General features: G+C 70.2%; 10 protein-coding genes. All 10 read right to left on the minus strand.

The annotated features are described in order from the left end of the window. Nucleotides 1-6 precede the first annotated feature (6 nt). A complete protein-coding gene (locus ACIQKA_RS09000; RefSeq protein WP_383151097.1) occupies nucleotides 7-1,269 on the minus strand; it encodes an ATP-grasp domain-containing protein in 1,263 nt (420 codons plus the stop codon). 1 nt (nucleotide 1,270) lies between these two features. Continuing rightward, nucleotides 1,271-2,905 carry a thiamine pyrophosphate-binding protein gene (locus ACIQKA_RS09005; protein ID WP_402540514.1) on the minus strand — a complete coding sequence of 545 codons (1,635 nt, stop codon included), beginning with the start codon at nucleotides 2,903-2,905 and terminating at the stop codon, nucleotides 1,271-1,273. Beyond that, nucleotides 2,902-4,110 (minus strand): pyridoxal-phosphate dependent enzyme, encoded by a 1,209-nt coding sequence (locus ACIQKA_RS09010; RefSeq protein WP_383151094.1) that lies wholly within the window; start codon nucleotides 4,108-4,110, stop codon nucleotides 2,902-2,904. Before ACIQKA_RS09010 ends, ACIQKA_RS09005 begins: the two co-directional genes overlap by 4 nt. Then, on the minus strand, nucleotides 4,110-4,517 hold the full coding sequence (locus ACIQKA_RS09015; RefSeq protein WP_402540515.1) for a DUF6917 domain-containing protein: 408 nt from the start codon (nucleotides 4,515-4,517) through the stop codon (nucleotides 4,110-4,112). The genes ACIQKA_RS09010 and ACIQKA_RS09015 overlap by 1 nt, the downstream gene beginning before the upstream one ends. A 52-nt stretch (nucleotides 4,518-4,569) precedes the next feature. Further along, complete coding sequence (locus ACIQKA_RS09020) at nucleotides 4,570-4,716, minus strand: hypothetical protein (RefSeq protein ID WP_383151092.1); 147 nt, start codon at nucleotides 4,714-4,716, stop codon at nucleotides 4,570-4,572. Between the two features lie 15 nt (nucleotides 4,717-4,731). Then, nucleotides 4,732-6,570 (minus strand): carbamoyltransferase, encoded by a 1,839-nt coding sequence (locus ACIQKA_RS09025; RefSeq protein WP_402540516.1) that lies wholly within the window; start codon nucleotides 6,568-6,570, stop codon nucleotides 4,732-4,734. After that, nucleotides 6,570-8,723, minus strand: coding sequence for an iron-containing redox enzyme family protein (locus ACIQKA_RS09030; protein ID WP_402540518.1), 2,154 nt, complete (start codon nucleotides 8,721-8,723; stop codon nucleotides 6,570-6,572). Before ACIQKA_RS09030 ends, ACIQKA_RS09025 begins: the two co-directional genes overlap by 1 nt. A gap of 130 nt (nucleotides 8,724-8,853) precedes the next feature. Next, complete coding sequence (locus ACIQKA_RS09035; protein ID WP_383151088.1) at nucleotides 8,854-9,858, minus strand: SGNH/GDSL hydrolase family protein; 1,005 nt, start codon at nucleotides 9,856-9,858, stop codon at nucleotides 8,854-8,856. Nucleotides 9,859-9,901: 43 nt separating this feature from the next. Then, nucleotides 9,902-11,164: an ATP-grasp domain-containing protein gene (locus ACIQKA_RS09040; RefSeq protein WP_383151087.1), complete on the minus strand. Its 1,263-nt coding sequence runs from the start codon at nucleotides 11,162-11,164 to the stop codon at nucleotides 9,902-9,904. A gap of 50 nt (nucleotides 11,165-11,214) precedes the next feature. Then, the gene (gene eno / locus ACIQKA_RS09045) at nucleotides 11,215-12,498 is read right to left on the minus strand and encodes a phosphopyruvate hydratase (protein ID WP_383151086.1); all 1,284 of its coding nucleotides are present in this window, start codon (nucleotides 12,496-12,498) and stop codon (nucleotides 11,215-11,217) included. Nucleotides 12,499-13,713: the final 1,215 nt, after the last annotated feature.

Below are 13,713 nucleotides of genomic sequence, written 5' to 3' on the forward strand. Positions count from 1 at the left end.
CGGTGTTCAGCGGACCTGGAAGCGAAGCGTCTCGTTGACCTGCCGCTGCTTCTCGATGATGTCGGCGCGGGAGGCGGCGGTGAAGATCACGTGCCCGTGGGCCTGCCAGACCCGCGGCGGGACGTCGATCAGGTCGCCGATCCGGCTGTAGATCATGACCTCGGAGACGGTCTCGTCGGCTTCGAGGGTCTCGATGCCCTCCACGGCGGCGAGCTCGCCGGGCTGCTCGCCGAAGTGCAGCGAGAAGCCGACGTGCCGGGCGTTCTCGCTGTTCACGAGAACGTCGACGGCCTGGCCGAGCGACACCTTGGTGAGGACCTCGACCATGTCGATGCCGGTCGAGAGCAGGACGCTCTGGTAGACCGGGCCGCCGCCGAGCCGCGCGCCGGTCTCCAGGATGTAGGGCTCGCCGTCCGGGGAGACCCGGAACTCGGTGTGGGTGGCGCCCTGGGTGATGCCGAGGCCCTGGTGCGCCAGCGCCGTGAACTTCTTGACCTTCTCCAGCGTCTCGCCCGTCAGCACGGTCGGGGTCGCGTAGAAGGTCTCCTCGAAGAAGGGGCCGTCCATCGGGGTCGGCTTGTCGTGCACGGCGACGACCGTCGTCTCGCCGTCCTGCACGTAGCTCTCGACGCTGATCTCGTTGCCGACGAGGAACTCCTCCAGGAGGATCCCCTCCGCGTAGCGGGACTTGAGGAAGAACAGCGGGTCGTAGTCGAAGCCGGCCCACGCGCCCTTCTGGATCTCCCCGAAGTGCTCGGCGAGCTCCTCCGGGTTGTCGACCCGGCGGACGAACATGCTGCCGCCGCCGATGATCGGCTTCATGACCAGCGGGTACTTGACCGTCTCCGCGGCCTCCAGGGCCTCCTCGACCGAGGACGCGAGCGCGAAGCGCGGCTGCGAGACGCCCACCGTCTCGAACGCCTCGCGCATGCTCAGCTTGTCGCGGCTCTTCGTGGCCGTCTCGGGGGAGATGTACGGGAGGCCGAGCGCGTCGGCGACGGCGGCGGCGGCCGGCACGCTGTGCTCGACGAACGCGATCACGCCGGCTATGGGCTCGGACTCCTCCTTCGCGATCTCCAGGCACCGGGCGACGGTGGCCTCCAGGTCACCGGTGGGCGCGGAGTAGACCGCGTCGACGTACTCGTGCTCCCAGCTGGGCTCCTCCACGACGACGATCGCCCGGTGGCCCAGCGCGTGGGCGGTCTCCGCGGCCTTGGCGAGGTGCTTGCGACGGCTCGCGTTGCGGGTGTGCAGGATCATCAGGGTCATTTCAGTGCACCTTTCGAATTGCTATTGCCATGTCCGGCGAGACTTCGTCGACCGACGTGTCGAGCACGAGGACGGCCGGTCCCCGCCGGGAGAAGAAGGACGCGATCTCCGGCGCGTCGCGGTCCGGGTCGTCGCAGGCCATCACCGGCAGGCCGATCGACGCGCAGAGGGCGGGCCAGTCGATCCGGTGGAAGTCCCGGCTGACGGCGGCGGCTCCGTGGCGGTGGATGGCGTGCTGGTCGATCAGGTTGAGCCGCCCGTTGTCGAGGACGGTGATCTTCACGTCGAGGCCGAGGCGCGCGATGGTCTCCAGCTCGCCGACGGACATGGTGAGTCCGCCGTCGCCGACCAGGGTCCACACCGTCGCGTCGGGGCGTGCGACGGCCGCGCCGACGGAGGCGGGGATCGCGTAGCCGAGGCTTCCGGTCCCGCGCGGGGTGATGAGGCGCTGCGGCGGCGCCAGGCGCAGCAGCGCGCCGAACCAGCCGCTCGCGACGCTGGCCTCGCCGACGCAGACGTCCCGGTCCGACAGCTCCGCGTTGACCGTCGCCACCAGGGAGGCGGTGCCGGTCTTCGACCAGTCGCCGGCGGTGCCGGCCGACGGGCGGGGCCCGGCGTAGGACCACTCCCCCAGCGCGTCGGAGAGCAGCTTGAGGCCGTCGGCGACGTCCTCGCGCAGCAGGCAGCCGTGCTCCGGGTCGGCGTCCTCGATCTCCGGGTCGTGGTCGATCCGGACGAGGAACTGGCCGGGCGACGGCCACGCGTACTGGTTGGTCGACTTGTCGCCCATCTTGGAGCCCGCGTAGAGCACGACCTCGCAGCCGCCGATGTACTCGTTCGCGGGCGTGTCGCCCTTCGAGCCGACGACCCGGGGGAGGTCGGTGCCGACCTCGGAGAGGACGCCCTTGCCGTTGAGGGTGGTGAACACCGGGACGCCGAACCGGTCGACGAACTCCCGGAGGGCCTCGGCGGCGCCCGCCGCGTGGGAGCCGCCGCCGGCGATCAGGGCGACGCCCGCTCCCCGCCTGACCGCTTCGGCGGCCCGCGCGACCGCGCCGTCGGCCGTGACGGCCGTGGCGGCGGGCTCCGTGGCTCCCGCCGCGGCGGGCGGCGCGGTCAGCAGCGCCGGGTCCGCCTCGGCCTCCAGGACGTCGGGGGCGATCTCCACGACGACCGGGCCGCGGCGGGGCCGCTCCGCGAGGGCGAGCGCGGCGTCGAGGACGCCCAGCGCGCCCCGCTGCTCGCGGACCACGTAGACGTGCTTCGCGACGCCCTCGAAGAGCCGCGTGTGCTCGACCTGTCCCGTCGCCCACGGCCGCGGGGTGCTCTTGCTGGGCCCCGAGGTGATCAGCACCAGCGGCGTGCCGCTGTTGTAGGCCTCCAGGAGGGCCGGGGTGGCGTAGGGGGACCCGATTCCTCCCGGGGCGTCGCAGACCGCGACGCGCCCGCTGATCCGGGCGTAGGCCTCGGCCGCGTAGGCCGCTCCCCTGGGGCACCGGCCGACGACGTGGGTGAGTTCGTCGCTCCGCTGGAAGGCGGCGTACAGCGAGAGCGAGGTCTCTCCCGGGTATCCGAAGACCTGGGAGACGCCGCGCTCCGCCAGCCTGCGGGCGATCTCGTCCGCGACCGTGGTCATGAGGCCACGGCCAGGATGTTCGTCGGCGTGGGCAGCATGGGCCGCTCCGCGCCGGTGAGGATGACGAGCAGGTCGCTGTCCTCCGCGAGGGAGCCCTCCTGCGCCATCCGCATCGCGCCCGCGAGGCACGCGGCGGCGGCGTAGCAGGCGTCGAAGCCGAGCGACTTCAGCAGCCCCTTGGCCATGTGCATGTCGTGCGTCCGGGCGGCCACCAGGGCGCCGCCCGTGTTGAGGGCCATCGAGCGCAGGTAGGGGTAGGTGTTCGTCGGGTCGCCCCGCTGGATGGCGTGGGCCAGTCCCTCGGGGTTCTCGACGATGTCCTCCTCCGCGATCTCGGCGCGGCCCGCGTTCCACGCGCTGACCATGGGGGCGCAGCTGTCCTCCTGCACGCCGACGAAGGCCGGCAGGCTGTCCAGGAGGCCGAGGCGGTTCATCTCCACGGCGCCCTTGTAGCCGCCGAGCAGGCCCATGCCGCTGCTGATGGCCTGGAAGACGTGGGTCGGGGCCGACGGCATCTGCTGGTAGGCCTCGACGTAGGACATCTTGAGGCCCTCGCGGCGGGCGTAGTTGAAGAAGCCGCCCTCCCAGAAGTACCCGTTGTCCTCGGCGAACTTCTGGGCGATCGCGCCCGCGCCGACGAAGGAGCCGGCGACGGCGTGCGTGTCGATCTGGGGGTGGTCCGCGTAGTTCAGGCGGTACGCGAACTGCTCTCCCACGAAGATGTGGAGCTTGAAGCCGCGGACGAGGCTCATCGAGTTCGCGTAGGCCATGGAGCTGTTGCCCGTGGAGGCCATGACGAACTCGCGGACGCCGAGGCCCTTGAAGCGGCTCAGGGAGGCCGACGCGATGCGGTCCTTGGTCGAGCGCGTGGGGTTGCGCGTCTCGTCCTTGATGTACACCGAGCGGACGCCGAGGAGGCGGGCCAGCGCGGGCACGTCGGTGCAGGGGGTGTTGCCCTCGCCCAGCCAGGTGATGTGGTCCTCGTCGGCGACGGGCAGGACGTCCTTGTAGCGCCGCAGCGGGTTGGGGTCCGAGTCGAACGCCCCGAGCCCCACCCGGTCGAGGGGATACAGGACGTCGATCGCGCCCTTGCAGTCGGGACACCGGTGCGTCCTGTCGTCCGTCTCCTTCTCGCAGTCGAGGCAGAGGAAGACGGGACGGTCGGCCGGTGTGTGGTTCGCGTAGAGCTTCTGGTAGTCAAACATCAGGATCCCCCGGAATCCTTGTCTTCTCTCGGGCGCGTGGTGACGGCCTCTCCGGCCTTCAGTCCGAGCGCGTGGCCGTTTCGGAGCTCCGCGCCCTCGACGAGAATGTTGTAGTGGTTCGGCATGTGGGTTTCGTCGAAGCCGCTGATGGTGCCGAGCGTGCGTCCCCCGCTGACCAGGGCGTCGCCGACCGCGAGGACGCCGGACGTCTCGAAGGTGGCGAATCCGTAGTACTCGACGTGGTCGACGGGATATCGGGGACCGGGGCCCACGTTGATGAACTCGTGCACCTCGCCCGCGCGGACGCACCGCGTCCGCCAGGCCGACGGCTCGATGGCGCGGTCGCGCCGCGTGTGGTCCATGACCGCGGCCCAACGCAGCCGGAACGGTTCTCTGCTGGTAAACATCATTCCCTGCTTCTCGGAAGGTTCAGCCGGAAGATTCCGTGAGTGGGCGCCGTCAGCGCGGGCGCACCGCGCGCGGCAGGTCCCAGGCCGAGGGACCCCGGTGGAAGCGCGGACCGAAACGGCTCGATCCCCGCAGCCGCCGGTACAGCGAGATCGGAACGAACACCGCGACGAACACCGCGGACGCTGCAAAACGCATGGAGACCATTCCTTGTCAGTCGAGCGGGATCTCGTCGCGCCAGTCGACGGATTCGGCGAACGGCGGCTGGTCGTCCTTGTGCAGCACGTGGCTGCCGAGGACGAGCACGTCCATCCCGGTGCGCATGAAGCAGCGGTAGGCGTCCTCGGGGGTGTGCACGATGGGCTCGCCGCGCACGTTGAACGACGTGTTCACCAGGACGGGGCAGCCGGTCGCCGCCTTGAAGGCGCTCAGGAGCCGGGCGTACGGGGCGTTGTCGCGCTCGGTGACGGTCTGCACCCGGGCCGAGAGGTCCACGTGCGTGATGGCGGGCAGCTCCGAGCGGGCCTCGTTGATGCTGCCCAGGCCGCGGCTCGGCCCGCCGGGCTTCCGCGAGGCCTCGGTCTTGATCCGGTCCGCGACCTCGGCGACCACCAGCATGTACGGGCTGTCGCCGACCAGGCCGAAGTAGTCCTCGGCGTCCTCCGCGAGGACGGCCGGCGCGAACGGCCGGAACGACTCACGGAACTTGATCTTGAGGTTCATGCGCTTCTGCATGGACCGGTCGCGCGGGTCGCCGATGATCGACCGGGCGCCCAGGGCGCGGGGGCCGAACTCCATGCGCCCCTGGAACCAGCCCACCACGGAGCCGTCGGCCAGGTGGCCGGCCACCTCGTCGTACAGCTTCTCCTGCGGGAACGTGGTGAAGGCGTAGCCGTTCTCCCGCAGGAACTCCTCGATCTCGCCGTCGGAGAAGCCCGGTCCGAGCAGGGCGCCCGACATGCCGTCGCCGCCGTCGGCCAGGTGCGGCCGGCCGTGCGCCGGGACCGAGTGGTCGAGCGCGGCGCCCAGCGCGCAGCCCGCGTCGCCGGCCGCCGGCTGGATCCACAGGTCGTCGACGATGCCGGAGCGGCTGAGCACGCCGTTGGCGACGCAGTTCAGGGCGACGCCGCCGGCCATGACGAGCGCGCGCTCGCCGGTCTGCTCGACCGCCGCCCGCGCCAGGCCCAGCACGATCTCCTCGGTGACCACCTGCACGGAGGCCGCCAGGTCGCAGTGGCGCTGCTCCAGTTCGCTCTCCGCGTCCCGGACCGGCGCGCCGAACAGCTCCTCGAAGGCGCGTCCCACCATGCGGCTGCCCTGGTGGAACTCGAAGTACTTCATGTTCAGCGTGAACGAGCCGTCGGGCCGGACGTTCACCAGCTCCCGGCGGATGAGGTCCGCGTACCGCGGCTCGCCGTAGGGCGCCAGGCCCATCAGCTTGTACTCGCCGGAGTCGACCTTGAAGCCGCAGTAGTAGGTGAACGCCGAGTAGAGCATTCCCACCGAGTGCGGGTACGAGACCGAGTTGACCAGTTCCAGGGAGTCGCCGCGGCCGTGCCAGATCGTGGTGGTCTGCCATTCGCCGACGCCGTCGATCGTGAGCACCGCCGCGTTCTCGAACGGCGAGGGGAAGAAGGCCGACGCGGCGTGCGAGCGGTGGTGCTGCGAGGCGACCGCTCCCGGCGCCGTGCCGCGTCCCATCGCCGCGAGTTCGGCGTCGATGCGCTTCAGGACGTCGCGCTTCCAGCGCAGCCATTCCGGCAGGACGGTCGAGAACGGCCGGAGGCCGCGCGGGCCGGCGCTGGCGAACGAGGACAGCACCCGCCCGTACTTCAGGGCCGGGTCCTCGTAGTAGACGACGGCGTCGAGGTCCGCCAGGGATATCCCCGCGTGGTCCAGGCAGTACGCGATCGCGTCCGCCGGGAACGCGGAGTCGTGCCGGACCCTGCTGAAACGCTCCTGCTGTGCGGCGGCCACGACGACTCCGTCGCGGACCAGCGCGGCCGCGCTGTCGTGATAGTAGGCCGAAATTCCCAGCGTATACATGGACATCAGGAGACCCCCACCGGTGTGTGGTGGAACAGCGACCCGCCTTGCGATCGAGGTTTCCACGGAGTTGTCAGGAATCGGTCGCCGATCCGGTCGGCGATGGTGGACGGCGGCAGCGGGGCCAGCGACTCGTAGCCGATGCGGACCCGCTCCCATTCGGCGGCGGACTCCGCCGGGGTCGACAGCCTCGACACCGAGCGCATGTGGGTGTCGATGGCGTCGGCGGCCCAGGCGGAGTGGCCGGTGGACACGTTGTCGATCGTGTTGTGCAGATCGACGAAGTGCGTGGAGAAGCCGTAGTGCTTCAGGAAGCGCCGGGCGGTGCGGTAGCTGCCGCCGACGCCGGAGAGTTCCATCGCCAGGTTCATGCCGAGGATCTCCGGCAGGAAGGTGCGCGGCAGCTTGCCCAGGCACAGCCAGTAGACCGGCCGCTCCAGCGACTCCTCGCGGAAGCGGGTGTCCTGGGCGAACTCCCGGCTGCCGGTGGGCGCGAGCTCGATGCCCATCTCCCGCAGCACGTCGCGGTAGATCTTGGGGTGGTTGAGCTCGATGTCGCCGTTGCCCAGCTCGTCCCAGTACGTCTCGAACAGCGGGAAGCCGTACCGGGTCGTGGCGAGCCCCGCGTCGGTGAAGCCCTGGAGCCACGCCCCGTCGATCAGCGTCAGCGGCGCCAGTTGCAGCGTCTCGTCGACGACCTGCTCGCGGGTCGGCATGCCGCCGGACCTGCCGGTCTCGAACTCGACGCCGTGCTTGTCGTGCATGTCCAGCAGCCACGGGCGCAGTCCGGCGGACGTCCACCGCTCGGGCAGCGAACGGTCCGTGCGGCCCAGCGACCGCTTCGCCCGGGCCAGCCAGCGGTGCACGTACCGGAGGGCGAAGTCGCGGGTGCCCGGGGCCAGCACGCGCCCCTGCAGCACGAAGTACGCCTCGCGGATGTCGGCCGGCACCGCGCCGTCCCCGTCCGTCCGGTCGAGGAGGCCGGGATCCGGCGCGGCCGGGATCCGCGCGGCCGGCGGCGGCACGGGCTCCGGCTCGGAGTCGGCCAGCGAGTCGATCCACTTCGAGATCACCTCGACGTCGTCGGCCGAGAAGACCCGGAACATCGGGCCCTTCGGACCGATCAGGCCGTTGACCAGCGAACTGCGTCCGGCGTTGCCCGGCTTGACCATGCGGGTCGCGGCCAGCTCCTTCAGCAGCGGCCCCGGGTCGGTCTTCGCCCGCTCCAGCAGCTCGGAGAGGGTGTCTCCGCCGCCCATCCGGAAGTTCTGGTGGTAGACGGCGCCCTCCCGGGCCCGCTCCCGGATGAGCTGTTCCATCGCGCGCTGCGGGTGCAGCGCGGCGCGGGCCTCGTCGAGCAGCAGCTCGTCCCACGACCTCAGGGCGTCGAGCGCCCAGGCCGCGCCGAACGCGACCCGGCGGCTCGCGGCCCCGCCGGTCGCGCGGAACCTCTCGGCCACGTCGCGCGAGACCTCCAGGGGCGCCGCGACGTCGGTGGCCCCGGTGGACCGCGCCAGGTCCAGGCGCGCCCACTCGGCCGGCGCGCCCTCGGCCGCGCGGAGCGCCTCCCAGCAGGGGAGCAGGCCGACGGAGCGCAGCACCACGTCGACGCCGGCGATCAGCGGCGCGAACGCGTCGCCGCGCCGGCTGAGCGCGAACAGGGCCGCGGGCAGCGCGAACATGTGGTCCCGGACCGGCCGCTCGGCGGCCAGTTCCCCGGGCTCCACGGCCAGTTCGGGACGGCCGTACCGCGCCGCGAGGACCTTGAAGGCGTCGTGGCGCGACGAGCGGGGCCCTCCGACGCCGATGTCGTCGGCGAACAGGGCCAGGATCCTGAGGTGGACCTCGTCCTCGAAGACCCCGGGCGCGCTCATGCCCTGCAACCAGGTCCCGAGCGTCGAGGCGAGGGGCACGGACTGGCGGAGCAGTGCGTGCGCCAGGGTCTCCGAAGCCCCGGCCCGATCGGCGGAAGCCGTCAGTTCTCGGTAGGCACCGCCCTGTTCGTCCCGCCACGAGGAGGCCTCGTCGAGCGTGACGGACAGGTGCGGAGGATCGGCCTCGGGATCGACGGACGCGACCTCGGCCATGAGTGCCTGGATCGCGGTGGTGTCCAGGAATATCTCCGGGTCGGCACACCGGCGGTACGTCTCACGCCACATTGAATGCTCTCTTGCTGTGCTCGATCGGCCCTAGAACATCGGGTAGATGGACGCGTCCGGCTTCTTCGCCTTCTTCCGGCGGAAAATCCGGTTGATCAGGGACTTGATGAACGACATGCGAAACTCCAGATCAGATGTTTTCCAGGATCTTGCCGGCGACGAAATCATGACCGTGGTCGGTGAGATGGATGCGGTCGATGAAGAGCCACTGGTCCTGCCGGGCGGACTCGGCCAGGACGGGGCTGAAGTTGACGAAGTCGATTCCCAGCTCCTTCGCGCCCCTTTCCAGCACGGCCGCGTATTCGACGTTCACCTCGCGGCTCAGGATGTCGCCGTACATCGCGGCGAAACCGCCGTGCTGTTCGAGCTCGTCGAAGATGAGCTCCTCCTCCCGGCTGCCCTTGTCGCGCACCCAGCCCGACAGCGGCTGGAGGATGTAGGTGATCTTGGCGTCCCAGGTGGAGGCCAGGGCCTTCCAGCCGCTCAGGTGCCGCAGCGTGAGGTCGGCGGCGTAGGCGATCTGCTCGTCGATGCCCGGCGCGGCCGGCACGGGCGGCGCGGGCGCCTCCTTCTCCCGGCGCAGCAGACCGCGCCTCGGCGCCTTCGCCTTCGCGTACTGCGCGAAGATGTCCTGGTACATCGTGTACTGGAAGAAGGTGCCGTGGTCCTCCTCCCGCATCTGCGGCATGCGGGCCAGGCTCAGGTTGTTGAACCCGGAGAACAGCACGATCTCGTCCACCTTCGGCAGCAGGTGGCGGTAGAGCGTGAGCAGGAGGAGCTCCTGCGTCGAGTTGAAGCTGCGGCCGCCGAAGTTGAGCCAGGTGCCGGGCCGGTCGTCGTGGGCGTTGAGCCGCGAGGGGAGCGTCCAGGCGTCGGAGCTGGCGCCGATGCCGAAGACGGTGGAGCTGCCGGCCAGGAGCCGCACCGGCCCGGCGTCCCCCTGGTCGGCCACCGAACGGCTGCGGTCGCCGTCGGTGGCGTACCGGAAACCGATCGAGTCGGTGTTCACCACGTCCGAGCGGTGGGATTGCGGGTGGAAGAAGAGAAGGTGCGGGAGCCAGCGGATCTCGCCCTTGCTCGTGAACTTCTCCTCGTAGCCCGCGAGGTACGGCGCCAGTTCGTTCCTGATTTTCACTGATAGCTCCTCGGGCGGTGCGCCCGGACCCTCGTCGAGAACATCATTCGGTCTCGATCCTGATGGACTTCACAAGCTCGTCGAACGTCGCGGTGAATTCGGCTTCGCTGTCGGCGGTGAAGATCACGTGGCCGTGCGACTGCCAGACGCGCGGCGGAACGTCGACGGCGTCCCCCACCTTCCGGTAGAGCGATATCTCGTGCACACGGGGATTGCGGAGGGCCTCCTCCACCCCGCCGATCCCGCTGATCCGCCCGGCCTTCTCGGCGAAGAACAGGTAGAAGCCGGCGGGCCTGGGCCCGTGCCCGGGGGTGAGGTCCGGGGTCCGGCCGGACGCCACGTCGAGCACCGCCGCGACCATGTCGATCCCGGTGCTCAGCAGGACCGACTGGTAGACCGGCCCGCCGCCGAGGCGCGCCGCCGTCTCCAGGATCCTCGGCGTGCCGTCGCTCCGGATCCGGAACTCCGTGTGAACGGCGCCCGTCTCGATGCCGACGGCCCGGTGCGAGGCGGCGGTGAGCTCGGCGATCCGCTCCCGCACCTCCGCCGGGAGCCGGCTGGGGGTCGCGTAGTGGACGTCGACGAAGTAGGGCCCCTCCATGGGGACGGGCTTGTCGTGCACGGCGACCACGTGGGGGTGGCCGTCGACGACGATCGACTCGACGCTGACCTCCGCGCCCGGCAGGTACTCCTCCAGCAGGACGGCCGAGTCGTACGTCTCCACCGCCCAGGCGTAGAGCGGGTCGTGCGCGATCCCGGACCAGGCGCCGCGCTGCACCGCCGTGAAGTGCTCGGTGAGTTCCGCGACGTCGTCCACCCGGCGGAAGTAGCCGCTGTCGTTGTCGACGAGCGGCTTCAGCACCAGCGGGAAGCCGATGCGGGCGGCCTGCTCCACGGCCTCGTCGAGCGTCCGGGCCAGCCCGTAGGCCGGCTGCGGCACGTTCCCCGCGGCGAAGGCCTCGCGCATGGCGTACTTGTCGCGCACCGTGCGCGCCGTCCGTTCGCCGACGAAGGGGAGTCCCAGGTCGGCGGCGACCGCGGCGGCGGCGGGCACGCTGTGCCCGACGAACGCCGCGACGGCCCGGACGGGTTCCGGCTCGGCCGCCGCGAGCGCGCGCACCGCGGCGACCGTCGCCCCGACGTCCGAGGTGTCCACCGGCACCACGGCGTCGGCGAGTTCCTTCTCCCAGGTCGGGTCCTTCACCGCGAGGAGGAACCGCTCCCCCCTGCTCTTCGCGTACTCTGCCGCCCTCTCCAGGTGTCCGCGTCGGCTGGCGTTGGACTTGTGGAGTACGAGGATGCCCATTCGCTACGTTTCTTTCCGTGCACGGCGGCCGCGGTCGTGGTTGCCCTTGCTCAGCCGATGCCGTTGAAGAACTTCGTTCCGCCGTAGACCGACTCGGATCCCAGCTCCTCCTCGATCCGGATCAGCTGGTTGTACTTGGCCGTCCGGTCGGAGCGCGACAGCGAACCCGTCTTGATCTGGCCGCAGTTGAGGGCGACCGCGAGATCGGCGATGGTCGTGTCCTCGGTCTCGCCCGAGCGGTGCGACATCACCACGGAGTAGCCGGCGCGGAAGGCCGTGTTCGCGGTGTCCAGCATCTCGGTCAGGGTGCCGATCTGGTTCACCTTGACCAGGACCGAGTTCGCGATGCCCCGGTCGATGCCGTCCCTGAGCAGGCGGACGTTGGTGCAGAAGACGTCGTCGCCGACCAGCTGGCAGGTGGAGCCGATGGCGTCGGTGAGGTACTTCCAGCCCTCGAAGTCGTCCTGGGCCATGCCGTCCTCGATCGACACGATCGGGAATCGGGACGCCAGGTCGGCGAGGTAGTCGGCGTGCTCGGTGACCGACCGGACGCGGTTCTCGCCCGCGTAGTGGTAGGCCCCGTCGCGGTAGAACTCGGAGGAGGCGGGGTCCAGCAGCAGCGCCACGTCCTGGCCGGGCCGGAAACCGCTCTTGTCGATGGCCTCGACGATGAATGCGAGCGCCTCGTCCGCCGTGGCCAGATCGGGCGCGAAACCACCCTCGTCACCGACGTTGGTGTTGTGTCCGGCAGCGCGGAGAAGGTCCCGCAGGGTATGGAAGACCTCGGAACCCATGCGTACGGCCTCGGCCATGGAATTCGCACCCACCGGCGCAATCATGAATTCCTGGAAATCGAGTGCGTTGTCCGCGTGGGCACCACCGTTGATGATGTTGATCATCGGGGTCGGGAGAACGTGCGCGAAAGTTCCGCCGACATAGCGGTACAGCGGAATGTCGTGCGACGCGGCCGCGGCCTTGGCGACCGCGAGCGACACGCCCAGCGTCGCGTTGGCGCCGAGCCGGCCCTTGTTGTCCGTCCCGTCGATCTCGACCATCAGCCGGTCGACGGTGGACTGCGCTTCGGCCGGAATTCCCTGCACCGCCCGCGCGATTTCCCCGTTCACTGCGGCAACCGCACGCGTGACGCCCTTGCCACGGAACCGGGCGGGGTCGGAGTCACGGAGTTCGACCGCTTCCCGGGTGCCGGTGGAGGCGCCGGAGGGAACGGCGGCCCTGCCCAGGGAGCCGTCGGCCAGGCGGACGTCTACCTCGACAGTGGGATTGCCACGGCTGTCGACGATTTCACGTGCGAACACGCCAGTAATCTCAGACATTCCACTCCTACGCTGTTTCCCACATTTTCATGCCAGATCGCCAGCCGCACAGCATTGCTGCCGCAGTGCATCGGGAGGCCCTCGACACCGAGGTGAACCTGCCTGTTGCACACGGAATCCGTCAAGTGGTTTCCGTCGACCATTCCACCTGTGCGGCGGATGGCAGAGCTCTGCCCCGATCGATTCGTGAAGGGTTTCGGCGAATGACGAACGGGATCGGGTCCGGACGGCTTCCGGAACCTTCACACGCACCCGCGGCGGAACTCAGAAAATTGAATGGGAAGCGAATGCGACCTTCCACACTGAAGGGCCTTGCTTCCAATCCCCCGTGCGACGGCTCCAAGTGGCCGCGCAGTCGCAATCTAACCACACGCTCCCCCGACAGGGCAGGGCTCAAAGTCGATCGGTCCGGTTCACGCGTGTTATTCGCGATGTAACGGCATGTCCCGTTCTGCCTGCGGAAGTAATCCGGGAGCTATACCCACGGTTATACGGCTGTCAAGACATGTGCGAGCCATAGATCAGAACACCCGTCCGCCCGCCCGTCGACCGTCTGGAACCGGCCACGACAAGGCCTTCCGCCCTCCCGTCCATCCGGGACTCGGATCTCGCCTGCGTGGCTGATATCAGCTGTGAGGAACGGCAGTTGACGACCCGTCACCCATGGGCGCGTCACCCCGGATCCACGCGCGCGAGACGCGCGGGACGACGGCAGGCCCGCCCGCCGCACGGGGTGGGACCGGCGCTGGATACGCCCGTTTATGGCCACCCCCGCCTTTTATCGCCGCCTTCAGGACGTCTGGACCGATCGACCACGAGAAAGCACCGCTCTGCGCTTTCGGCGGCCGTCGCCCGCTCTCCCTCGTTTCGGGGCATTCGTTCGACGGCGTGAAAGTACGTCAGGTCCGCTGGCCGCCGTCCCCGTCGTCCCGTCGTCCCGCCACCCCGCCGCCTTGTCGCCCCCCCTCGCCCCTTCGGGACGCCTCCGGAGGGCGAAGGGCGGCGAGCGCGACGACGCCGGCCGGGCCCCCGGCGGTCGGGTCGGCGGTCTCGCCCCCGGCGCCGGCGACCTCCTGGGACGGGTGGGGGACGAGAACGCCGGCCCCTTCACCGGCACGGTGGCCGTCGCCGCCGGGCGGCCGTGCCGCAAGCCGGGCGGCCCGCCGGTGATCACGACGACCGGGGCGGGCCACCGGATCGCCGACGGCCCGAACG

The sequence above is a fragment of the Streptomyces sp. NPDC092045 genome (assembly GCF_044756005.1).
GTDB lineage: Bacteria > Actinomycetota > Actinomycetes > Streptomycetales > Streptomycetaceae > Streptomyces.